General features: G+C 36.9%; 23 protein-coding genes. 11 read left to right on the forward strand and 12 right to left on the reverse strand.

The genetic code is table 11. The features are described 5' to 3' along the window. Nucleotides 1–133: 133 nt before the first annotated feature. On the reverse strand, nt 134–973 hold the full coding sequence (locus tag MUA87_RS11220) for a lipoate--protein ligase family protein (RefSeq protein WP_262550837.1): 840 nt from the start codon (nt 971–973) through the stop codon (nt 134–136). Further along, nucleotides 973–1,962, reverse strand: a complete 990-nt coding sequence (gene pta / locus MUA87_RS11225; RefSeq protein WP_002481381.1) for a phosphate acetyltransferase — start codon at nt 1,960–1,962, stop codon at nt 973–975. The genes MUA87_RS11220 and pta overlap by 1 nt, the downstream gene beginning before the upstream one ends. Before the next feature lie 168 nt (nt 1,963–2,130). Here pta and hemQ point away from each other — a divergent pair, with 168 nt between their 5' ends. The 4 genes from hemQ to MUA87_RS11245 all read left to right on the forward strand — a co-directional run bounded on the left by hemQ (nt 2,131) and on the right by MUA87_RS11245 (nt 5,943). Then, nucleotides 2,131–2,880 (forward strand): hydrogen peroxide-dependent heme synthase, encoded by a 750-nt coding sequence (gene hemQ / locus MUA87_RS11230; RefSeq protein ID WP_023015472.1) that lies wholly within the window; start codon nt 2,131–2,133, stop codon nt 2,878–2,880. A gap of 809 nt (nt 2,881–3,689) precedes the next feature. Continuing rightward, a complete protein-coding gene (locus MUA87_RS11235; protein WP_002481379.1) occupies nt 3,690–4,472 on the forward strand; it encodes a threonine/serine exporter family protein in 783 nt (260 codons plus the stop codon). Between the two features lie 15 nt (nt 4,473–4,487). Further along, the gene (locus MUA87_RS11240; RefSeq protein ID WP_002481378.1) at nt 4,488–4,949 is read left to right on the forward strand and encodes a threonine/serine exporter family protein; all 462 of its coding nucleotides are present in this window, start codon (nt 4,488–4,490) and stop codon (nt 4,947–4,949) included. A gap of 205 nt (nt 4,950–5,154) precedes the next feature. Beyond that, nucleotides 5,155–5,943 (forward strand): hypothetical protein, encoded by a 789-nt coding sequence (locus MUA87_RS11245; protein WP_057510140.1) that lies wholly within the window; start codon nt 5,155–5,157, stop codon nt 5,941–5,943. A gap of 591 nt (nt 5,944–6,534) precedes the next feature. Here MUA87_RS11245 and MUA87_RS11250 read toward each other — a convergent pair. From MUA87_RS11250 to MUA87_RS11270, 5 genes are all read right to left on the reverse strand, one after another. Further along, nucleotides 6,535–7,161, reverse strand: a complete 627-nt coding sequence (locus tag MUA87_RS11250) for a DedA family protein (RefSeq protein ID WP_023015475.1) — start codon at nt 7,159–7,161, stop codon at nt 6,535–6,537. Between the two features lie 195 nt (nt 7,162–7,356). Next, nucleotides 7,357–8,859 carry an APC family permease gene (locus MUA87_RS11255; RefSeq protein ID WP_002481373.1) on the reverse strand — a complete coding sequence of 501 codons (1,503 nt, stop codon included), beginning with the start codon at nt 8,857–8,859 and terminating at the stop codon, nt 7,357–7,359. Nucleotides 8,860–8,924: 65 nt separating this feature from the next. Beyond that, on the reverse strand, nt 8,925–9,308 hold the full coding sequence (locus MUA87_RS11260) for a DUF423 domain-containing protein (RefSeq protein ID WP_002481372.1): 384 nt from the start codon (nt 9,306–9,308) through the stop codon (nt 8,925–8,927). A gap of 20 nt (nt 9,309–9,328) precedes the next feature. Beyond that, a complete protein-coding gene (locus MUA87_RS11265) occupies nt 9,329–9,706 on the reverse strand; it encodes a DUF5327 family protein (RefSeq protein WP_002481371.1) in 378 nt (125 codons plus the stop codon). After that, nucleotides 9,699–10,364, reverse strand: coding sequence for a uracil-DNA glycosylase (locus MUA87_RS11270; protein ID WP_057510139.1), 666 nt, complete (start codon nt 10,362–10,364; stop codon nt 9,699–9,701). Before MUA87_RS11270 ends, MUA87_RS11265 begins: the two co-directional genes overlap by 8 nt. A 107-nt stretch (nt 10,365–10,471) precedes the next feature. Here MUA87_RS11270 and thiD point away from each other — a divergent pair, with 107 nt between their 5' ends. After that, complete coding sequence (gene thiD, locus MUA87_RS11275; RefSeq protein ID WP_023015477.1) at nt 10,472–11,302, forward strand: bifunctional hydroxymethylpyrimidine kinase/phosphomethylpyrimidine kinase; 831 nt, start codon at nt 10,472–10,474, stop codon at nt 11,300–11,302. Between the two features lie 207 nt (nt 11,303–11,509). Here thiD and MUA87_RS11280 read toward each other — a convergent pair whose 3' ends face one another. Both MUA87_RS11280 and MUA87_RS11285 read right to left on the reverse strand, forming a co-directional pair. After that, the gene (locus MUA87_RS11280) at nt 11,510–13,057 is read right to left on the reverse strand and encodes a bifunctional metallophosphatase/5'-nucleotidase (RefSeq protein WP_262550838.1); all 1,548 of its coding nucleotides are present in this window, start codon (nt 13,055–13,057) and stop codon (nt 11,510–11,512) included. Between the two features lie 21 nt (nt 13,058–13,078). After that, nucleotides 13,079–14,659, reverse strand: coding sequence for a DNA-binding protein (locus MUA87_RS11285; RefSeq protein ID WP_262550839.1), 1,581 nt, complete (start codon nt 14,657–14,659; stop codon nt 13,079–13,081). Between the two features lie 238 nt (nt 14,660–14,897). On the opposite strand from MUA87_RS11285, the gene MUA87_RS11290 reads away from it, so the two are divergent. The 4 genes from MUA87_RS11290 (at nt 14,898) to phnE (MUA87_RS11305) (ending at nt 18,364) form a co-directional block, all read left to right on the forward strand. Then, the gene (locus MUA87_RS11290; protein WP_105966390.1) at nt 14,898–15,848 is read left to right on the forward strand and encodes a phosphate/phosphite/phosphonate ABC transporter substrate-binding protein; all 951 of its coding nucleotides are present in this window, start codon (nt 14,898–14,900) and stop codon (nt 15,846–15,848) included. Between the two features lie 137 nt (nt 15,849–15,985). Continuing rightward, on the forward strand, nt 15,986–16,759 hold the full coding sequence (gene phnC, locus MUA87_RS11295) for a phosphonate ABC transporter ATP-binding protein (RefSeq protein WP_262550840.1): 774 nt from the start codon (nt 15,986–15,988) through the stop codon (nt 16,757–16,759). 1 nt (nt 16,760) lies between these two features. Beyond that, a complete protein-coding gene (gene phnE / locus MUA87_RS11300) occupies nt 16,761–17,555 on the forward strand; it encodes a phosphonate ABC transporter, permease protein PhnE (protein ID WP_262550841.1) in 795 nt (264 codons plus the stop codon). Then, nucleotides 17,552–18,364, forward strand: coding sequence for a phosphonate ABC transporter, permease protein PhnE (gene phnE / locus MUA87_RS11305; protein ID WP_262550842.1), 813 nt, complete (start codon nt 17,552–17,554; stop codon nt 18,362–18,364). The genes phnE (MUA87_RS11300) and phnE (MUA87_RS11305) overlap by 4 nt, the downstream gene beginning before the upstream one ends. A 608-nt stretch (nt 18,365–18,972) precedes the next feature. Here phnE (MUA87_RS11305) and folE2 read toward each other — a convergent pair. Genes folE2 through MUA87_RS11320 form a run of 3 tightly spaced genes read right to left on the reverse strand, consistent with a single transcriptional unit; the run spans nt 18,973 to nt 20,905 of the window. Next, entirely contained in the window at nt 18,973–19,851 is an 879-nt protein-coding gene (gene folE2, locus MUA87_RS11310; protein ID WP_070684310.1) for a GTP cyclohydrolase FolE2, read from the reverse strand. 16 nt (nt 19,852–19,867) lie between these two features. Continuing rightward, nucleotides 19,868–20,533: a bacillithiol biosynthesis deacetylase BshB2 gene (gene bshB2 / locus MUA87_RS11315; RefSeq protein WP_023015485.1), complete on the reverse strand. Its 666-nt coding sequence runs from the start codon at nt 20,531–20,533 to the stop codon at nt 19,868–19,870. Nucleotides 20,534–20,545: 12 nt separating this feature from the next. Further along, a complete protein-coding gene (locus MUA87_RS11320) occupies nt 20,546–20,905 on the reverse strand; it encodes a YojF family protein (protein ID WP_002481360.1) in 360 nt (119 codons plus the stop codon). Nucleotides 20,906–21,245: 340 nt separating this feature from the next. Between MUA87_RS11320 and nagB the strand changes: the two genes are divergently transcribed. Further along, nucleotides 21,246–21,974: a glucosamine-6-phosphate deaminase gene (gene nagB / locus MUA87_RS11325; RefSeq protein WP_023015486.1), complete on the forward strand. Its 729-nt coding sequence runs from the start codon at nt 21,246–21,248 to the stop codon at nt 21,972–21,974. Between the two features lie 91 nt (nt 21,975–22,065). After that, nucleotides 22,066–22,698 carry a 3-hexulose-6-phosphate synthase gene (gene hxlA / locus MUA87_RS11330; RefSeq protein ID WP_002481358.1) on the forward strand — a complete coding sequence of 211 codons (633 nt, stop codon included), beginning with the start codon at nt 22,066–22,068 and terminating at the stop codon, nt 22,696–22,698. Nucleotides 22,699–22,701: the final 3 nt, after the last annotated feature.

Genomic DNA, 22,701 nt, shown 5'->3' on the forward strand with positions numbered 1-22,701 from the left:
TGATGATTTAAACGATTTGTTCATATATCGGTCATAATTTTCACTTTCATGGGTAAATTACAAGAATATTTTTCAAGGCGCACAATATAAAAGGGATGCACCTAGCTTCTCAGCCATTTACATCCCTTTGTGCTTAATCGTCCATTTTAGCGTTGATTTTAGCATTACGTACAATCATACGTTCGAAATATTTCTCAAAGCGTTCCCACTCTTCTTCACTGATAGGCTCCATATTCAATGTTCCACCTAAATCTTTGATGGCATAGAGTAGTTTAAACATCACATCTTGAACTGTCAGTTCGTGTCCGAACAACGTTTCAAGCGAAGCCATACAAGATGGATCGATATCTGGATATTTAAATTTTGTTTCTTCGCCTTGTAGAGCTTTGTCATAGAAAGCCTTCATCATTTCAGCACGTTCTTCACCTGAACCTTCCACACACAAGTATACTTGAACGGCAATGCCGCCTCTGACTCTGCGTTGTGAAATACCCGCGAATTTCTTATCATTAATACTTAAATCAAATTTTCCCGGGCAATAGGAGCGTTCAATTTCTTTTGTTTCAATCGTTACATGTTCATCTTCGAACATTTTATTTACAACTAAATACATTAAATTAAATGCTTCATCAATGGAAATTTCTGTCTTTCCTTTAAAAATCAACGAAAAGTTTAAAATACCTTGATCTAATACAACACCTAATCCACCAGAATTACGGACAATCACATTATAGCCGCGTTCATCGACTAAATAACGAATGCCTTCTTTCAGATGTGGCAGACGTGCATCATGTGTACCTAAAATAACGGTATGTTGATGAATCCAAGTGCGGACTACACTGCAAGATAAATCCTTGCCCACACTTTCTGAAAATGTGTCATCAAACGCAAAAGATTGCATAGGCGCAAACCCTGTTGAATGGTCTACATAGCGCCAATCTTTACCGTCAAAATAACGTTCAGCTAAATCCATTATTGTAATGTTTGCGCTGCAGTGATGATTGATAAGTTGTATACATCTTCAGTTGAGCAACCACGGCTTAAGTCGTTTACTGGAGAATTTAAACCTTGTAAAACAGGTCCGATTGCTTCATATCCGCCTAAACGTTGCGCAATTTTGTAACCGATGTTACCTGCTTCTAAGCTTGGGAATACGAATACATTTGCGTCACCTTTAATTTGTGCATCTGGTGCTTTTTTAGCCGCCACTTCTGGAACGATTGCTGCGTCGAATTGGAATTCACCATCGATAACAACATCTTTTAAGCCTTCTGATTCAGCTTTTTCTTGTGCAGCTTTTGTTGCTTCCGCTACTTTTTCAACATCGTCTGATTTTGCTGAACCTTTTGTTGAGAAGCTTAATAATGCTACTTTAGGATCCATGCCGAAGCTTTTCGCTGTTTTTGCACTTTCTACCGCAATTTCAGCTAAGTCTGTTGCTTCTAATGTAGGGTTGATTGCACAATCACCGAAAACATATTGTTCTTCGCCTTTAATCATGAAGAACACACCTGATGTTTTCGCAACACCTGGTTTAGTTTTGATGATTTGTAGTGCTGGACGAACTGTATCGCCTGTTGAATGTGCAGCACCGCTGACTAGTCCTTCAGCTTTACCTGCATAAACAAGCATTGTACCGAAGTAGTTTACATTGTTAAGCATATCTTCAGCTTGTTCTTTTGTCGCTTTGCCTTTACGACGTTCTACAAATGCTTCTACTAATTCTGGTTTCAAGTCGCTTGTTGAAGGTGTGATGATTTCAATACCTGAAATATCTAAACCTTTGTCTTTCGCTAATGCTTCAATTTTGTCTTGGTCACCTAATACAACAGGTGTTACGAAATCTGAAGCTTGTAATTTTGTTGCTGCAGTCAATACACGTTCGTCTTCACCTTCAGGTAATACAATACGTACATTCTTTCCTGAAAGTTTGTCTTTCAATACATCTAATAAACTAGGCATAATATCCTCCTTGAAAATCTCGCTTTTTAATATTTTTTCATCCATAATTATACGCCATTTACGAAGTAATTTCCACGTTCCGACCTTTAATCGATTTGTATGCTTTGTCTCTGTCTTTATGATAAAATTTGAATTGAATTAAAAGATATTTCAAAAGGAGCGATATTAATGAGTCAAGCAGCAGAAACATTAGATGGTTGGTACAGCCTCCATTTATTATATGCAATCGATTGGCCGACATTACGTCTTGTACCTAATGAAGACCGTCAAGAAATTGTCAAAGAATTCCAAGATTTCTTAGAAAAATTAGGTTCAGTACGTGAGCATCATAACGGTGACCATGTACTTTATAACGTAACAGGTCAAAAAGCTGACATTTTACTTTGGGTATTACGTCCTGAAATGCAAGAATTGAATGCAATAGAACTAGCATTGAACAAATTACGTATCGCAGATTACTTAATCCCGACATACTCATATGTTTCTGTCATTGAATTAAGTAACTATCTTGCTGGAAAATCAGACGAAGACCCATATGAGAACCCTCATGTAAAAGCACGTCTTTACCCTGAATTACCAGAAAAAGAATATATTTGCTTCTACCCAATGAATAAACGTCGTAACGAAACATATAACTGGTACATGCTTTCAATGGAAGAACGTCAAAAATTGATGTATGACCACGGTATGATCGGACGTAAATATGCAGGTAAAATCAAACAATTCATCACAGGATCAGTCGGCTTTGATGATTACGAATGGGGCGTTACACTATTCTCTGATGATGTACTGCAATTCAAAAAAATCGTTTATGAAATGCGTTTCGATGAAACAACAGCACGTTATGGAGAATTCGGTAGCTTCTTTATCGGCCATAGATTACCTGAAGACAGTCTAGAAAAATTCTTCAGTATTTAAATAACGCTACACAAAATAATATAACGAAACTAAGGGACTGATATCGATATCAGTCCCTTCTTTCATATATAAATAGCACCTGCTCTAAAATCAAAGAACAGGTGCACTTCTATGTATAAACTCCTCCAAGGGCTACAAGATAACGTACGTTATTAAGATGGAAGAGAACTCTACAACGCCCCTCTCGCTGTAAGTTCTCTTCAAGTAATCTATAGTAATGGTGTTATTCATTAATTAAAGCAGAAGACTAGACCAGCATTAAGAATTGAACGACACCTATGTACCACATGTACGCTGTCGACACAGCCTGTACGTTAGCGGCACGTTCTTCTCGGCATCATCCACTCTTAATGTCGGTAGCTTCTGCCGTCTAAGCGTACACATGTATGGCTTGAAATACAGTGCCGCTCATCCCTCGTGTAGTGTCCTTGGAGAACTCTGCCACTACTTGTTTAGCTGGTTAACTGATAAGCAGCCACTGTCGCTACTCAGTTAACATGCTTTAACAGCTAACCATTATAACTTTAACCGTTTTGAAATATTTGAAACATTAGATATAGTATGCAAGCATATTATGATACCTAATTAGAAATTATACACATAATATTTTACATTTATCATTTATTGTTTGTATATATCATTTTAACCTCTTTCCACTCTCCTATGTCACTGTTCTTGAAAAAAGTTTACATAATCGAAACGAAATCTTAGGTTGTTTCTCTATGTATTTTCCGACATAATAGGTATACTAATTGAATTTTCTAAAAAGTTTAATATTACATATACAACAAAGGAAAATGAGTGATGTTATGGAACTAGATAATAGAATAAGTTATATAGAAGATACCCCGAAAGAACGCCTTGCGAAAGATACTATCATGTTAGCAGGACGTATTTTATTAGAGTCCGGCGCTGAAGGCACACGTGTAGAGGGAACAATGACACGTATTGCCGAAACGCTTGGTTTTTACGAAAGCAACAGCTTCGTCACAAATACAGTTATCAATTTTTTATTAGATAATCAAACGACACCACGCATGTATCGTATTGAGTCACGTGATACCAATCTAATCAAAATTTCACAGACAAACTCTGTTTCTCGTAAGCTTTCGGCAGGAAAAATTGACCTAGAAGAAGCCTATGAGACTTTAAAAAGGATTTATGATGCCAAACAAACCCATGATTTAATTTATAAAGGCATCGCAGCCGCAATTATTTCAATCAGCTTCTTATATTTACAGACTGGTAATTTTGTAGATATTGTTGCTACTATTTTTGCTGGAAGCTTGGGTTATTTGTTAGTCGAAATGTTATATCGTGCGAACTTAAAAACTTTATTTATCCCAGAGTTTTTAGGCTCTGTTGTCATTGGAGGCATTGCGATACTCGGTCATAACTTAGTACCAGACGGATCGCTTTCTGCGATTATCATCGCGGCCGTCATGCCAATTGTACCTGGAGTCTTGATTACGAATGCGATTCAAGATTTATTCGGTGGTCATATGATGATGTTTACAACCAAATCTTTAGAAGCATTAGTGACTTCATTCGGCATAGGCGCCGGTGTCGGCACAATGCTATTAATATTTTAGGAGGGTGATGACAAGATGCTATTTTGGATTTCACATTTTTTCTTTAGTTATATTGCGTCACTGTTCTTCTGTATTATATTCGATGCACCGAAACGCATGTACTTTTATGCAGGTTTTGTAGGTGCATGTGGTTGGACGGTCTATATTATTTTATATTCCGGACTCCATATCCATACTATTTACGCCTCTTTCTTTTCAAGTCTCACACTCGGCTTAATCAGTCATATTATGGCACGTTTAAAGAAAGAACCTGTCATTATTTTTATGATTCCTGGTATTATTCCATTAGTACCTGGAGGCTTAGCCTTTGATACAACCAAAAGCTTGATTATATTACAATTCAGCAAAGCTGTTCCAACTATGCTTGAGGTTACATTAATTGCTGGCGCTATCGCAATGGGCTTACTGTTTGCCGATCAGATTGCACGCTTAGTCATTACAAGCAAAAGCAAGCTAACGCCTAAAACAAAACACTAATCTATCACAACCCCTTATAAAAGCTATTGTGAAATGCGCTTTATAAGGGGTTGTTTCTACGTCTCTCCCACTTCAAAATAATTAATTTAAGTATCAAAACAAACTTGTTCTACATAAAAATAATATAAAAGCGCTCGCATTGAATTATCTGAAAATTTAAAATGTAAATAAAGGCATACATAACATCAGGAAGAAGGATAACATCATGAAAAAGTTCAAACTTGTTTTTAAAGGTTCGCTTTCTGAGAAGAAATTTCTAGAACAGAAAAAAGCAGAAGGTTATTATTTAACAGGTGTCATTAATGGTGTTTATACATTTAAGCACAATCCGAAAGTTAAAGACACTCAGCTTCAAACGCACTTTATAGAAACTAAGCATCTTAAAAATGAACATAACATTAAAGACACTTCTCCATTCTTTGCGATTACTACTAAAAAGCTCGACTTATCTCGATACGCCATTGTCTATACGTATTTAAAAGATAAAGACAACCCGATTTATAACAGTACGGATACTCGAATGACAGAGAATCTTTATTTAAAACATCTTCAAAATATATTCTTAGGCATCACCATGGCCATCATGTTTATATGCCTTGGTTTATGGATGTATTTGATTCAACAAAGCTATAAAAATTCTATTGCTGCTGTACCGTTAAAGTTTATGTTGCTTATTTTATTAGGATTATTCATACTCACATTTATCATCAACTATCGTATTAAAACAACTTGTCCGACTCAAGTAGATGAAATTTATCTCAGCTATTCAGTATCTATACAATCAATGGATGGAAAACCTGATATTCAACCCCTGCAACATTTAGGAGCTTGGCGTTTTGTGACTGAGAAAAATGGAAAGTATTATTATAATTTATATAGTAAACAGCCAAAAGAAGTACTTATCAACACCTTAAGCCACACCTTAAATATTCAACCAGATCACATTTTTGTATATTCACAATGGGACTTATTCCCTGTCTATATGCATTTCTAGACACTTAACATCATGAAGGAAGTAACATCATGAATTGGAAGCACGTTCAATATTTTTAATTACGCTTATTATTATTCTAATATGCGGGGCTATTTGATAATAACCAACTACTTATCACATAGTCCTGCATTACTAGACAAAAATAACTGTATCGATTTACTAGAGTATGGTGTCATTACTTTTATTGTCTTATATTTGATTCAAATCAGAAAGGCAAATAAACATAACTAAAACCATAAAATAAATACGCATACTTTCATCGTTTAGAAGGTATGCGTATTTATTTTACTTATCTTTCGACTTAAATCGTTTCATAACGATATTAAATACCATTACACAAGCTGCTCCGAGTATCAATGGGATAGGCTCAAAGATATCCAGCTTATAGTTCACCGCAAGTATTACTCCAATTATTACAGTGATTACAACTAATTTTGTGATATTCATGGTGTCACCTCACTATTTCTTCAGACAAAATAGTGCCTTTCTTTTCAGTCTTAAAATAACGACATCAAACTACATATTCATACATATTATAATATAAAAATCGCCGTTATCCCTTTTTACTACTGAGGAAATAACGGCGATTGATTATTCATCTGATTTTGAGTTTTTAAAACGATTCTTCACAAAATAGATAATCGCAATAATAAGTAAAATAACTAAGACAATAAGTACGATATTTGAGAAAGAATCAAATGCGGCTGAAATTTTCGGCCATGCTTCTCCAGCTTGTTGACCTAAAATTACGAGCACTGTATTCCATATTAATGTACCAAGTGTGGTAAGTATAATAAACGATGTTAAAGGCATATTGGTCGTTCCTGCTGGTATAGAAATCAAACTTCTAATGACAGGAATAAATCGCGCAAAGAAAACAATCTTTTTACCGTGATTATCGAACCAGTCATCTGCCTTTTCGATATCACTCGCTTTAAAACGCAGAATTTTTCCTGTTTTACCATTCGCTAATTTCTGCAAACGTTCTGTAGATAATAAACGACCAACAAAGTAAAGTACAATTGCTCCGAATACAGAACCCAATGTTGCCGCAATAATTACACCTACGATATTCATATCAGAATGTAAAGTCAAGAAACCGCTGAAAGTTAAAATCAATTCTGATGGAATGGGTGGAAAAATGTTTTCTAATGCGATTAATAAGAATACACCGAGGTAACCAAATTGATCGATAAACTGCTCGACCATCTTTTCCATATTGTTCCTCCTAAGTGGATTTTCAACAAACACCATGGAATCTCCATTTTATTTGTTTTTAATAACTTATATTATTCCTTTAGTTAATGCAAGTAATTATGCGTGATTATAGTACAGTTGTATCTTTTAAAACTTATGATTTCATAAGAAAAGAGCGATGAACCTGTAATTAGATCATCGCTCTTAATATATAATTTATGCTTTTGTTTGAGTAGGTTCAGAGTCTGGTTCATCTAAGATTTCATCTACTTTTTGTTGACTTGTATCTAAGATTAGTCGACTCAGTTCGTCTTTATCCATATTTTTTAATTTTGGATAACGTACAACGAAGAATGCTAAGCCTAGAACTAACCATACAATCAACGCAATATAAGATGGTGTTGATAATGCGGCTGGTGATCCTGGGATTAAGAGTAATCCTAAGAAAATAAACGCAAAGATTGAACCGACAATCGCAAATGTTTTATAAATCGGTGCGTAAGTATTACTTTCTTTATTATAACTGAATAATTTCGTTGCTGATAAACATGTCACAAGATATGCGACAGATACACCTGTTGAAGACATATCTACAATCCATGTCAATGCAGTACGTCCTAACCAAGGTGCAATTAATGTTAAAGCACCTAAGAATAAGATTGCGACATATGGCGTCTTAAATCTTGGGTGGATTTTACTGAATACACCAGGCATAATACCTGAACGTCCCATTGAGAATAACAAACGACTTGAACTCATTAAGAAACCATTAAGTCCTGTGAAAATCCCCATAGTAATTGCTACAGCTAAGACAAATAAACCAATATAGCCAAAGGATTGTTGTGTCACAGCACCTGTTACCCATAAGTCGCTGTTTTCTGCGCCACGGCTGCTTAACCAGCCCGTATATAAAATCATTAAAACGTATGTCCCAGCTGCCGCAAGCAAGCTATAAACAATCAATTTAAATGTTTTATTCGGCGCAAAGTCGAATTCTTCCGCGGTTTGTGGAATATTATCAAATCCGACATACGCCCAAGGTGCGACAGCTACAATCATAATAATTGATGTAAACCACCCTTTTTTCTCCTCAGCTAAAGGTTGTAAGTTACTCAATGAGAAACCACTACCGAAAAATGATCCGAAAAACATTAATAATACAACAACTACCATTGCGATACAGAAGTAGTACTGCAGACTACCTGAAACTTGTGCACCACGAATGGTAATAAATGTAAAGAGTAAAAGTAAAGCTGTTGCGATAATAATTTCGGTAATGTAAACATCCCATCCAGCGATGGTATATAGCTTACCGTGTTCAAGTACGCCCGGCATCATAAACTTCAAGAGTAAGCTAAACGCGGTGGCATTCAATGCGACCACACAAATATAACCGAATGTCAGGAACCATGATGAGAAGAAGCTGACATACCTCCCGAAGCTTAAATAACTGAACGCAAATGCACCCCCAGATACTGGGAAGTGTTTCACTAATGCGCCATAACTCACGCCAATAATAATCATTAGTAATGCACCAATTGTAATCCCGATTGCTGCTGCGATAGAACCAGATTGACTGATCCAGTCCCCTGGTAAAATAAATGACCCCCAACCTATACATGAACCATAGGCAATGGCCCATACAAATTTCTCAGATAGGTTTTGTTGTAAATCTCCTCGGTCTACTTTTTTATGGTGTCTTTTCTCTATTTTTCCCATAATAAAAATTCACCTCATTCGATACATTATACCCTGTGAGGTGAATTTTTGAACCGTTTATTAGTTTATTTTTTTAATTTTAGTGTTTGTACGAGTAAAGTTACCCAAGAAGCGATAAATAACACTCCACCGATTGGTGTAATTGCACCTAACGGTTTAATTTGTGTTAATGATAAAGTGTATAATGAGCCACTGAAGATAACAATACCGCCAAGCATCATCCAGCCTGCAGCTTTTAAGTTCAATTTAGTTGTACCGCTTAAGATACCAATACCGATTAAACCTAAGCTGTGATACATTTCATATGTTGTTGCTTTGTTCCACACATCTAAATAATGCGGTGATAATTTATCTGCTAATGCGTGTGCACCAAACGCACCAGTCGCAACTGAAAGTGCTGCACACCCAGCGCCAATTGCTACGAACGTTTTCATCGTTTTAAAGTTCATATAAAGTCTCTCCTTTGTCATTAAAAGTCAAAAATAGAATCGCCATTTCCTAATTCGTCATCAGTTACCATTTTATTAGAGTTCCCCGGTGGTGTCGATAAATTCGATGAGTTCTGTTGCGATGACACTTTCCCGCCCATCGCTTTAATTTCTGCCGCTGATACTTGTGAATGTGAACTTGTCGTATAACTTGGAGACGTCACTGAAGGCGCTTGCTGATACGTCATACTTGTTTGTTTTGATGAACGTGCAGGCACGTCACTTGAATCACTATCTGTATACAGTGAAGTCAGTGTATGAATCGCATACATATGCTTGCTGAATTCCGCTTCACTCGCCGCTTCATCCGCTTGTACTAATTCACGTTCAATTAACGCAATTAACTTCTCTTTATTCATCCATAGCCTCCTCACCACACCAATTTATTGGTGTTTGATGATGTGCTTCTAAATAAGCATTCGCTTGAGAATACGGCTTAGATCCAAAGAAACCGCGATACGCTGATAATGGACTTGGATGTACTGACTTAATCACATCATGTTTAGACGTATCTATTAACTTCTCTTTTTGTTGTGCAGGTTTACCCCACAAAATAAAGACCACATGGTCACGCTGTTCAGAAACGGTTTTAATAATCTCATCCGTAAAGATTTCCCAACCGATACCACGGTGTGAATGAGCTTCACCTTTACGCACAGTTAAGACAGTATTTAATAATAACACGCCTTCTTTCGCCCAATCTTGCAAGTGAGATACTGTTCTCTTGCAGCCGATATCATCTTCTAGTTCTTTATACATATTGCGTAAAGAAGGTGGAAACTTTCCTTCTGGCTGAACAGAGAATGCTAGTCCATGCGCTTGTTTAGGGCCGTGATATGGGTCTTGGCCTAAGATAACGACCTTTACTTTATCAAAAGGCGTTAAATCAAACGCTTGATATATATTTTCTCTATCAGGATAAACTATTTTTGTCGTATATTCTTTTTCTAAAAAATCATGCATTGCTTTGAAATCATGACGACTTGTTATATCATGAAATACTTCAGACCACTCCATGGTATCACCTCAAAACTATGATAACACACGATATATCAAAAAGTTCAATCCACCCTTGTAAACATGTTATTATAGAGTAAAAGAAACGTTAGGGAGTGTATGAACATATGGCATTGAAAAAAGTATTAACAATTGCAGGCTCAGATACAAGTGCAGGAGCTGGCATGCAAGCAGATTTAAAAACATTCCAAGAATTAGACACTTATGGAATGGTTGCTTTAGCAGCAATCGTGACAATGGACAAAGAAACATGGTCACACGATGTAACACCAATTCCTTTCGACGTATTTAACAAACAATTAGAAACAGCAATCTCTATTGGACCAGACGCTGTCAAAACAGGTATGTTAGGTACTGAAGAAGTCATCAAACGTGCAGGAGAAGCATTTGAAGAGTCAGGTGCGAAATACTTCGTTGTTGACCCAGTTATGGTTTGTAAAGGTGAAGATGAAGTACTCAACCCAGGTAATACAGATGCAATGATTAAATATCTATTACCTAAAGCAACAGTTACAACACCTAACCTATTTGAAGCTGGTCAATTATCTGGATTAGGTACATTAAAATCTATCGATGATATGAAAAAAGCAGCTAAAATCATTTATGATCAAGGTGCACAAAATGTAGTCATCAAAGGTGGTAAAGCATTAGATCAAGAAAAATCTTATGACTTATACTACGACGGCGATAAATTCTATCAATTAACAACAGATATGTTCCAACAAAGTTATAACCATGGTGCTGGTTGTACGTTCGCAGCAGCCACAACTGCTAACCTAGCAAACGGCCAATCACCTAAAGATGCAGTTGTTAACGCAAAAGCATTCGTCGCATCTGCAATTAAAAACGGTTGGAAAATGAACGACTTCGTAGGTCCTGTAGACCACGGTGCTTATAACCGTATCGAAAAAATCGATGTAGACGTTCAAGAAGTTTAATCTAATAATCAATAAAATGAATGTCAGAATATAAATGTTCCAATATTCAAAAGGACGATTTTCACAAAATGAAAATCGTCCTTTTACTATTTAATAAACTTTCTAATACACGTTTGTGTTTCAAAGCCAAGGAAAATCTAGATCTTTTCTTCGGCTTTATTATTTGGATGAATCCAATTGGTACTATTCATATAAATACACACCTAGTTATACTTCCACTTTGAAATCAGTAACATTTGGAATCTTAAGTTTTGGGTGCGCTTGCAGATAATCAATAATCAGTTGTGCTCCTTCAGTTTGAATATCTTCAACAATTTTATCCGCACTGAACATCGGATAATTCCCCCCGCCTACTGCACGATAGTTATTTAAGACAACCTTATAAGTCTCTTTCATATGGATCGGATTCCTTTGATAATCTAATTGCACGACACGTGAACCGACAGGGTTGCTGACTTTAATGGTATAACTGATACCTGAGTAAATATCATAATTGTAATGTTGTGGCTTAGGATAAATGAATTCTGGGTTCACAGTGACTTGGCCATCATCGACAGAAAAATATTCTGCGGTTAATTCAATCGCATCTTTAATATCCTGTCCTGTCAGTTCAAGTACATTGAACGTATTAGGAAATGGATAATTATTTAAGACATCCCGCATAGTCACTTCGTTTCCGAATCCACTAGACAAATCAAACAACGCAGATGCTGCAATATCAGCACCGCTCACATCCATTAAGATGTAATTTAAGAAATTAATGTAAGGATGCGGTGTTGTGCGGGCGACAAATGCATCATCTACAATCATCGTCTCCTCTAATCGCGCAATCGGCACATCTAGCCAAGCATCCACTTCCGCATCAAATGCGGCCATTTTTTGTGCGAATTCAGGCTCTGTATCAGAAGCAGGTGTTAATGTTTCATTACTAAGCAGACTGACTTCCGCATTTTGTATTTTGCCTCTTTCAACGTCTAAGATGATTCTTCCTACTTTCTCACCTTTCGCACCGGGCTGGATGACTGGGATATCATAAACAGTTTCCGCAATTTCACGATGTTGATGTCCTGTGATGAGTAAGTCAATATCTTGATGGAACTGCTTCAACATCGCATAACCTTCGTTTTCTCCTGTCAGGTCTTCCGTCGGTTCGCCTGTTGTTAAATCACATTCAAAACCACCGTGATAACAAACCGCAATAATATCCGCATGTGCTTTCACTTCTGGCAGCCAACGTTCTAAAGCGGTTGCTGCGCTTTCGAAGGTAAGACCTTCAATATGTGCTGCTTGTTCCCAATGAGGAATATATTGTGTCGTTAATCCGATGATTCCGATAATCAACCCGCCGCGTTCAATATAGCGTACACCGTGGCCTGTGAACGGTTCGCCATCTTTTAAAATATTAGCAGACAGTACAGGATAATTGAGTGCCTCTAGTGTCTGGTTTAAATACGACATACCGAAGTTGAATTCATGGTTGCCGATCACACCTGCATCGAATTTGAAATGGTTATAAATATACGCTAATTGTTTTGCTGAACCAAGTTCTTTGGCTAGATAATGACCCAGCGGAGAACCTTGTAAGAAGTCACCGTTGTCAATGAGAACGTGAAGCGGGTAATTGACTTTATCCTGATTGATGAGTTGTTCCGCATGTAATAAACCCATCGGCAATTGTTGTTGTCTTTCTTGATAATTCGTCGGGAAAATATATCCATGCACATCACTGACGATGTAAAAAGCTATCTGTGTCACTGTGATTCCTCCTGAAATACGTTAATTGATTTGAATAGGTTGTGTCTTAATCGTTGTATCGCCTTGTTTTAACCTTACATTTGCGTCACCTTTAAAATCAGAAGCTGTTTTACCTTCGAATGTTAATACAGCATTGCCTTGACTATCTGATTTCACTTGTTGCGGTGTACTGTAACCTGGCGTTGTATTTTCTCCAAATATACCTAATTGTTGACCGCCTTCTGCATAAATACCTAGACGTATATTAGAGAGTGTTTGATTTTTCGGTTGATGCTTTAATGTTACTTTAACTGAAAATGTACTGCCCGCCTCTAAATTACTTGGTAATTCGAAAGACACCCCGCTGCTGTTTAATTTCGTATTAGATGTGTTGCCATCCGGCTCTTGATTGTCTTCTGGTTGTTCTGGTTTTACAGTATCATCCTTATTTTCTTTTGCACCAAAGCTGCCTGCCGCAAAAGTAGAACGGTCATACCACTTATAATGGCTTGGTGGTGTATTCCAAGGCTCTTGTTGCGGTTCTGTAGAATTTTCAGGTTGCTCGAAATCTTTTAGTGCAGTGGCTTTATCTTTTGAAACACCTAATCCTGTAATTGAATCTGCATTTTCTGATTTACCTAACCATGTTGTAAGATTTTTAAGCAATTGTGCGTTGTCTGCTTCTTTAAACCCATCATATGTCTTCTTAGCTTGACCGTTATCTTCACGTTTATATTTAGGAGAACTATCTTCTACTAATGAAGAATCTCCAATAAAGGCTGCTTTACCTTTTCCAACTTTTGAAACCGCAATATAAGGTCCCTCTGCTTGACCGCCGCCATTATAAACACCTTCGTCTACCGCATGTCCCCATTTCTGCTTAGCAGGCAGACCCTCAGGTGTAAAAACAATTCCTTTAGCTTTATCAGGATTTGTAATCGCAAGTGTAGAACCTGCATGCATTGTGACACTTTTGACATTGTCTGTGATTCCTAAACCTTCTTTCCCTTGTAACATATGAGAGGTTGTTAAATTATTTAAAGCGTTATATCTAAAGCGTACGCCAAATGTTTGTGCTAACCAATCTGTACTTTGAACATCTTGCATCGCTTTAGATTTACGTTCCCCGTCCGTCATACCTTTTGTCATATCTGAATATGCGCCTCTGCGATAACCATTCATCGCTTCTGATGAATCAATTCGGTTTAAGTTGCGATCGGCGTTATAGTGATCAGAAATAAATAGAATACTGCCTCCTTGTTGTGTGAAATCAGTCATTGCTTTTTGTTCTGAGGTTTTAAAAGGAATGTTTGCTTCTGGAATAACCAATATCTTTTTACCTTTTAAGGCTTGTGGTGTGATATTAGATTCCCCGCGCAGTTCTGTCACCTTATACCCTTGTTGCGTAATACTGTTTGCATAATCTGAGAAGCCGCCATCAATCGTCCAATCTGCTGCTCCCGCAGTTTGCCCGTGTGAATTATCAAATACTACTTCTCCTTTTTGGTTCGTACCGATAGTCGGTGCTGCTTGTGCAGCATTTGAGTATGTATCAATTGGAACAGTAGTGATGGAAATTGTAGAAATAGCTAAAGCTGCAAAAATTTTGTTTAATTTTCTCACTTTTAAAATACCTCCAAATGTAAATTCTGTCTTTATTATAGAACCTGTCATAGTTTAGAGACATAAGATGAACGCAAATTTACAATAACTAAATTTAGATTTAACAATATTAAACTAAATAATTGATTATATTAAATATTTACCTAAACTTAACAATTAATATATTGTATCATATTTACACCGTGTATATAATGAACCTGTATCAAATTTTATACATATGGAAGGGGTTAACAACGTAATGAAAGCACGTTCATCTTTTAAGGTATTACTTATTTTGATGATGGCAGTTATTTTATTTGTTTCAGCATGTGGAAAAGGAAGTTCATTAGACAACAAGAAAGAAAGCGACAGTAAAGGCGGAGATTACAAACCTAAAGAATTAACTGTACAGTTTGTACCTTCACAAAACGCGGATAAGTTAGAAGCGAAAGCGAAACCTTTAGAAAAATTATTATCTAAAGAATTAGGCATCCCAGTAAAAGTTTCTGTTTCTACAAACTACAACACAATTGTAGAAGCGATGAAATCTAAAAAAGTAGATGTTGGTTTCTTACCTCCTACTGCATATACATTAGCGCATGATCAAAAAGCTGCTGATGTATTACTACAAGCACAACGTTTCGGTGTAAACAAAGATGGTTCTGATTCTAAAGAATTAACAGACAAATACAAATCAGAAATTTTAGTGAAAAAGGATTCAGGCATTAACAGCGTGAAAGATTTAAAAGGTAAGAAAATCGCATTACAAGATGTTACTTCTACAGCGGGTTATACATTCCCTGCCGTTGAAATGGATAAAGAAGGCGTGAACGTCCTTAAAGATATGAAAGTCGTTAACATGAAAGGTCATGATCAAGCGATTATCTCATTGATGAATGGCGATGTAGATGCGGCTGCTGTATTCCAAGATGCACGTAAAATTGTGAAAAAAGATGAACCTAATGTCTACAAAGATACAAAAGTATTGAAATTAACAAAAGACATTCCAAATGACACGATTTCAGTACGTAGCGACATGGATCAAAAATGGAGAGACAAATTGAAAAAAGCCTTTAAAGATATTGCTAAAACAAAAGAAGGACATCAAGTGATCAGTGATGTTTATTCACATGAAGGCTATACAGACAGTAAAGATTCTAACTTCGATACAGTAAGAGAGTACGACAAAAAAGTTAAAGAAATGAAATAATTCAAGTTAAGAAAAACTGACTGAACCTAAGCGTATCTCAGCAAGATTGAACTCTGTTAGCAAGTATGTGCAGAAGTTAATCTTTTGAGTACGCTTATGTTTTTATCTCGATACTTAATTTAGAAAGGACTACTATTATGAGTCAGATTGAATTCAGAGATGTAAGTAAAGTATATGATAATGGCCATGTCGGTTTAGACCATATCAACTTAAATATTGAAAAAGGTGATTTTGCGGTTATCGTCGGGCTATCGGGTGCTGGTAAATCAACCTTATTACGGGCGATTAACCGTCTGCATGATATTACCGAAGGCGATATTGTGATTGATGGAACATCCATCTCCAAAGCATCAGGTAAGAAATTATTAGAAATGCGTCGTAATATCGGCATGATTTTCCAAAACTTTAATTTGGTGAAACGTTCTTCTGTAATGCGTAATGTGCTGAGTGGCAGGGTCGGCTATCACTCTACTTGGAAAATGGTCTTAGGCCTTTTCCCTAAAGAAGATAAAATCAAAGCATTAGAGGCTTTAGACCGTGTAAACATTTTAGATAAATATAAATCACGTTCAGATGAATTATCAGGTGGTCAACAACAGCGTATTTCTATTGCTCGTGCACTCTGCCAAGAACCTTCTATTATTCTGGCAGATGAGCCTGTGGCTTCATTAGACCCCTTAACAACTAAACAAGTCATGGATGATTTGAAACGTATTAATGAAGAATTAGGAATTACCATCATCATTAACTTGCACTTTGTGGACTTAGCACGCGAATATGGCACACGTATTATTGGCTTACGTGACGGTAAATTAGTCTTTGACGGTGCAGTCGATGAAGCAACAGATGAAGCATTCAATAAAATTTATGGACGTTCGATTAATGATAATGAGAAGTTAGGGGTGAATTAATATGACACCCAACAAAAATTATGCAGAAATGCTGAGTCATAAAATGTCGTTTAAAACAGCGATGACCACTATATTGGTATTGTTTTTAGTGTTTTGGAGTGTCTTATATACGGGATTCAGCTTTAGTGATTTGATTTATGGTTTACCGCAAATCGGAACACTATTCACTCAAATGTTTCCACCTGACTGGAGTTATCTCGAACAGATACTTAATCCCATGTTAGATACAATCAGAATGGCAATTGTCGGGACATTTATCGGTTCTATCATCGCAGTACCTATTGCCTTATTGTGTGCAAAAAATATTTCACGTTCTAAATGGATTGCGATACCAGCACGTTTCATCTTAAATATCGTGCGTACTATCCCCGATTTATTATTAGCCGCTATCTTTGTAGCAGTCTTTGGTATCGGCCAAATCCCCGGGGTATTAGCAGTGATTGTTTTAACAATCAGTATTGTCGCGAAATTATTATATGAAGTACTAGAAGCTATTGAACCTGGACCACTTGAAGCGATGACGGCTGTCGGTGCGAATAAAACAAAGTGGATTATATTCGGTGTTGTACCGCAAGCTTTAGCTTCTTATGTTTCTTACGTACTCTTTGCGTTCGAAATCAATATTCGAGCCGCTGCAGTGTTAGGTTTAGTCGGTGCCGGAGGTATCGGATTGTTTTACGATCAGACGCTGGGATTATTCCAGTATGACCGTACGGCTATGATTATTTTATTTACATTGGTCATTGTGGTGATTATTGATTACATCAGTTCGAAAGTGAGGGAACAACTCACATGACACAATCTAAAGCAGAATTATTAAAACATTATGGCAGTTCTCGCACAAAGTTAAAGTATGGCATTATTTCCTTGGTAATAATAGCCTTATTGGTTTGGGCCTTTGCGGGTATGCCCGCCTTAGAAATCAAACAAAAGTCGCAACAAATCCTTGGATCCATTATGCATGGTTTAACACATCCAGATTGGGGATTTGTCTATCAGCCTGGCGGTGAAGATTTATTACGCGGATTATTAGAAACCTTTGCGATTGCGGTTGTAGGTACTATTATCGCAGCAGTCATTTGTATTCCTTTAGCCTTCTTAGGTGCTAGAAATATTATACGTTTCAGACCTATATCAGGCGTCAGTAAATTTATTTTAAGTATCATTCGTGTCTTTCCAGAGATTGTGATGGCTTTGATTTTTATAAAAGCTGTTGGACCAGGGTCATTCTCTGGTGTACTCGCACTAGGTATTCACTCAGTAGGTATGCTTGGTAAATTATTCGCAGAAGATATTGAAAACATCGATTTAAGTGCTACTGAGTCATTAAAAGCGAGCGGTGCGAATAAAATGAAGACGTTAGTCTTTGCGGTCGTCCCACAAATCTTACCGACATTCTTATCCTTGATTTTATATCGCTTCGAGTTGAATTTGCGTTCCGCTTCCATTTTAGGTTTGATTGGTGCAGGCGGTATCGGCACACCGTTAATCTTCGCCTTACAAACACGTTCATGGGACCGTGTCGGCATTATCTTAATCGGTTTAGTCATTATGGTCGGTATTGTGGATTATATTTCAGGTAAAGTACGTGAAAAAATCGTCTAATCGCTTTGTTGAGTCATTTTATTGAACAACTCAATCTCAAAAATCAATTGTAACGCTCTCGGCAATTAGTCCTAGATAAAGTTGATACCATAGCCTCATGTATTTTATGTAGAGATATCATACAATAATCAATGTAGAGGAAACGCAAGTAATGTATGCATCCTAAATCAATCCTAAAAGCATATTCTATAAATAATCGTTACACCTTTCTACCCACCCAAACAAAAGGACAGACGTTTCCTCTACACCGACATAAACAATGCTTAAAGTCGCAACTAACCTCCTAAATTAATCATAGAACATATCCTAAAATATGCATGCGACGGCATTAACAGTTAATCTAATCATTGAATTTAAAATCGACAAGTATGTTTCCCCTGACGTAAATTGTCGATCACCCTAAAAAATAGAGCACTGCTTAGCTTACGAGGCTGTCCCTCCTCACAAGCAACCTGAAGTCCCAACAGGTTAGATGCAGTGCTCTATTTTTATTTGCGATATTTATCATGAATTCAGTGAACTTTTAAACTCACGCTCATTTTCTACATATTAAAAGACCTTCCCAAGCAATGTCATACCATTACTTAAGAAGGCCTTGTTTCATTCTATTATTTTCTATATTTCAACTTCGCAAAAGCATCGTGTTGATGAATAGATTCTTCATTACGACATTCAATGTCAAAACCTTCAATCCAATCCACTTCTACTAAGTCTGCAGCGATTAAACGGATTAAATCTTCCACAAAACGAGGGTTTTCATAAGCACGTTCTGTAACGCGTTTTTCATCTGGACGTTTTAAGATTGGGTAAAGAATTGAACTTGCGTTAGCTTCCATCGCATCTAAAATTACTTCTTTATAGTCAGACGGTAGTGTCGCTTCACGATTCAAGTACGTTTTTACAGTAATTACTCCGCGTTGGTTATGCGCAGAATACTCACTGATTTCTTTTGAACATGGACATAAAGTAGTTACTTTCGCTTCCATTGCCAGCTCTTTACGTGTCACTTTATCCCCTTCAACTGCCATGCCATACGTTACATCCGCATTGCCGACAGCTTTTAAGTTCGTAACGGGACTATAGCGATTAAAGAACCACTTACCTGAAACATCTACCCCTGCTGAAGTTTGTTTCATGTGTTTTTGAAGTGTATCTAATACCGTATGCAGATTATCAAATGTTAATGCTACACCGTTATCATAATGTTTCTCAACACTTTCTAAGATACGGCTCATATTAATACCTTTTTCTTCTCTCGTTAAGCTAGTTGAAAATGCGAAAGTACCTGCCGTTTGATATTCATCTATAATCACGGGATATACTAAATTTTTAATCCCGACTTCTTCAATTTCAAATAAAAAATCTTTGTGCGTGCTTTGTAGATCTGTCATTTCTTCTTTTACTGTTGGTTTTGTACCTTTAATAGGATCAACAGAACCGAAGTGTTTCCAACGACCTTCTCGTGTCGATAAATCAAATTCAGTCATCTGTGTGCCCCTCCACTCATGATTCAAAATTGTAAGTCCAATACGTTTCTTGTTCTAAGAAACTTTTGGCTGTATCTGGAACTTGCGGTTCAGCTAACTGATGCAAGAATGGTCCAGATTGAGATGCATGTGCTTTGAATGCATCTAATTTTACTTCTCTATAATCAGTAATATCGTTAATGATATCAGGCATACCTAACTCATCAATCGCATCATTGCTAAAAGCAACTAATTGTAAACGTGGACGTTCTGCTTTAGGCATACGTCCTACTGTTCTAACTACCGCTTCTGCTGTTGCTTCATGATCTGGGTGTACCGCATAACCTGGATAGAATGAAATGATTACTGAAGGATGCAATTCATCAATCAGACTTTTAACCATCCCGTCCATTTTTTCATGTGGTTCGAATTCCACTGTTTTATCACGGTAACCCATCTTTCTTAAATCTTTAATACCAATCGCTTTTGCTGCGTCTTCCAACTCACGCTCTCTGATTTTCGGCAGAGATTCACGTGTCGCAAATGGCGGATTTCCTAAATTACGTGCCATTTGACCTAAAGTCAAACAAGCATACGTAACTGGAACACCTTCATCAATATAACGTGCTAATGTTCCTGCTGATGAGAACGTCTCATCATCAGGATGCGGAAATATAACTAATACATGACTTTCCTCTGACATGATACGTCCTCCTTATATTTCAAACGGTACAGCACTGATTTCAAGCGCTGCCGCTAATTGCCCTTCATAATTAAAACCAGCGAGCAAGAATTCATTATCCTCGTTCACTTCATAATGTGTCAGTCCTTGTACATAAACCCATCCATTATCTTGTAGTTTCAAACCCACTCTGAATGGTTCTTTGCCACCGCCCTTAAGTTTGGCATGTTCAAAGACTACTTTGATATTTCTTAAAAACGTTCCAGCATTAAAGACACGTTGATCAAAATGGTTCGCATACGCACCATTGGTTGTTTCAACATGCAAGTATACAGGTTGATCTACATAAGATGCCAGTAACGTTTGTACTTTCTCATATTCTATCGGCTCCAAGCTGCTCACTCCCTTACACTAAGCAAAATCAAATGTTGAACCCCATCTATATCGTGTTATTCTTGATTTATTTATCAATCTCTTTATCATTTAATTGTACTAAATCCTCGTCAATAAATATAACCTACTGCTCATTCTTGAATTAACGATAGGTTTTCTCGGTTATCAATTCTTAAATTAGAAACAATATTTACATTATATAACTGTTCCTCCACTTTCTAAAGAGGTTATTGAAATATTCCTATAATTTGAGGGGGATTTACTATCTGTTTAAACTTCACCTCGTTATAATGGACATGTATGTCTTCATATATAGATACAAATAAGGAGGTCACACAACGTGAAAATTATTAATTTAGGGGATAAAGAGAAAGCATCATTCTACACAGCTTACGAGCTGTTCAACCAAATGAACGAGAATCCTGAAAGTAAACTAGGTCTAGCAACAGGAGGTACAATGGTAGATGTTTATTCTGACTTAGTTAAACTGATGGAATTAAATGATTTAGATGTTTCTAATGTAGAAACATTCAACTTAGATGAATATGTTGGTTTATCAGCCGATCATCCAGAAAGCTATCATCATTATATGCATGAAGTGCTATTCGATCGCTATCCACACTTCAAAGAAGAAAATGTACATTTACCAATCGGTGATGCGAAAGATTTAGACGCTGAAACTGCAAGATACGAACAACTGGTTAAGGATAAAGGGCCTGCAGATATCCAAATTTTAGGTATCGGGGAAAATGGTCATATCGGTTTCAATGAACCAGGTACAGAAAAAGACAGTATTACACGTGTCGTAGATTTAACTGAAAGTACAATTCAAGCCAATAGCCGTTACTTCGATAACGAAGAAGATGTGCCGAAACAAGCTATTTCAATGGGTCTTTCTACAATTTTATCTGCAAAACGTATTATCTTATTAGCGTTTGGCGAGAAAAAGAAAGATGCGATTACAAAACTTGCGAGCGGCATTCAAGATAAAGATGTCCCAGCAACAGTTTTATACGATCATCCTAATGTAGAGGTTTACGTAGATAACGCAGCTGCACCCGAACAGTAAAATTCACTGTTGTTTGTCAAAAACTAAAAAGGGTAAATAATCTAAGTAAAGCAAAAGTTACAACACATACATTATGAAAGGATGAATCATTTTGGAACTACAATTAGCAATTGATTTATTAAATAAAGAAGACGCTGCAGAGTTAGCTAACAAAGTGAAAGATTATGTCGATATCGTAGAAATCGGTACTCCTATCATATATAACGAAGGTCTGCCTGCCGTTCAATATATGGATGAAAACATCGATGGTGTTAAAGTTCTAGCAGATATGAAAATTATGGACGCTGCAGACTATGAAGTCAGCCAAGCAGTTAAATTCGGTGCTGACGTTGTAACAATCTTAGGTGTTGCTGAAGACGCTTCTATCAAAGCTGCTGTCGAAGAAGCACACAAAAATGACAAACAATTATTAGTAGATATGATTGCTGTTCAAGACATTAAACAACGCGCTAAAGAATTAGATGAAATGGGTGCTGATTATATCGCAGTACACATTGGTTATGACTTACAAGCTGAAGGTAAATCTCCATTAGATGATTTACACACAGTTAAATCTGTTATCAAAAATTCTAAAGTTGCCGTTGCTGGTGGTATCAAACCAGATACAATCAAAGATATCGTAGCTGAAGAACCAGACTTAGTGATTGTTGGTGGCGGTATCGCAAATGCAGACGACCCAGTAGAAGCAGCAAAAGCTTGCCGCGACGCAGTTGAAGGGAAATAAGCT

The sequence above is a fragment of the Staphylococcus simulans genome (assembly GCF_025561465.1).
GTDB lineage: Bacteria > Bacillota > Bacilli > Staphylococcales > Staphylococcaceae > Staphylococcus > Staphylococcus simulans.

What these genes read in the sequence shown, in the direction of transcription:
- MUA87_RS11220 (WP_262550837.1), bottom strand. Translation starts at nt 973, where the DNA reads ATGGATTTAGCTGAACGTTATTTTGACGGTAAAGATTGGCGCTATGTA.
- pta (WP_002481381.1), bottom strand. Translation starts at nt 1,962, where the DNA reads ATGCCTAGTTTATTAGATGTATTGAAAGACAAACTTTCAGGAAAGAAT.
- hemQ (WP_023015472.1), top strand. Translation starts at nt 2,131, where the DNA reads ATGAGTCAAGCAGCAGAAACATTAGATGGTTGGTACAGCCTCCATTTA.
- MUA87_RS11235 (WP_002481379.1), top strand. Translation starts at nt 3,690, where the DNA reads ATGGAACTAGATAATAGAATAAGTTATATAGAAGATACCCCGAAAGAA.
- MUA87_RS11240 (WP_002481378.1), top strand. Translation starts at nt 4,488, where the DNA reads ATGCTATTTTGGATTTCACATTTTTTCTTTAGTTATATTGCGTCACTG.
- MUA87_RS11245 (WP_057510140.1), top strand. Translation starts at nt 5,155, where the DNA reads ATGAAAAAGTTCAAACTTGTTTTTAAAGGTTCGCTTTCTGAGAAGAAA.
- MUA87_RS11250 (WP_023015475.1), bottom strand. Translation starts at nt 7,161, where the DNA reads ATGGAAAAGATGGTCGAGCAGTTTATCGATCAATTTGGTTACCTCGGT.
- MUA87_RS11255 (WP_002481373.1), bottom strand. Translation starts at nt 8,859, where the DNA reads ATGGGAAAAATAGAGAAAAGACACCATAAAAAAGTAGACCGAGGAGAT.
- MUA87_RS11260 (WP_002481372.1), bottom strand. Translation starts at nt 9,308, where the DNA reads ATGAACTTTAAAACGATGAAAACGTTCGTAGCAATTGGCGCTGGGTGT.
- MUA87_RS11265 (WP_002481371.1), bottom strand. Translation starts at nt 9,706, where the DNA reads ATGAATAAAGAGAAGTTAATTGCGTTAATTGAACGTGAATTAGTACAA.
- MUA87_RS11270 (WP_057510139.1), bottom strand. Translation starts at nt 10,364, where the DNA reads ATGGAGTGGTCTGAAGTATTTCATGATATAACAAGTCGTCATGATTTC.
- thiD (WP_023015477.1), top strand. Translation starts at nt 10,472, where the DNA reads ATGGCATTGAAAAAAGTATTAACAATTGCAGGCTCAGATACAAGTGCA.
- MUA87_RS11290 (WP_105966390.1), top strand. Translation starts at nt 14,898, where the DNA reads ATGAAAGCACGTTCATCTTTTAAGGTATTACTTATTTTGATGATGGCA.
- phnC (WP_262550840.1), top strand. Translation starts at nt 15,986, where the DNA reads ATGAGTCAGATTGAATTCAGAGATGTAAGTAAAGTATATGATAATGGC.
- phnE (WP_262550841.1), top strand. Translation starts at nt 16,761, where the DNA reads ATGACACCCAACAAAAATTATGCAGAAATGCTGAGTCATAAAATGTCG.
- phnE (WP_262550842.1), top strand. Translation starts at nt 17,552, where the DNA reads ATGACACAATCTAAAGCAGAATTATTAAAACATTATGGCAGTTCTCGC.
- folE2 (WP_070684310.1), bottom strand. Translation starts at nt 19,851, where the DNA reads ATGACTGAATTTGATTTATCGACACGAGAAGGTCGTTGGAAACACTTC.
- bshB2 (WP_023015485.1), bottom strand. Translation starts at nt 20,533, where the DNA reads ATGTCAGAGGAAAGTCATGTATTAGTTATATTTCCGCATCCTGATGAT.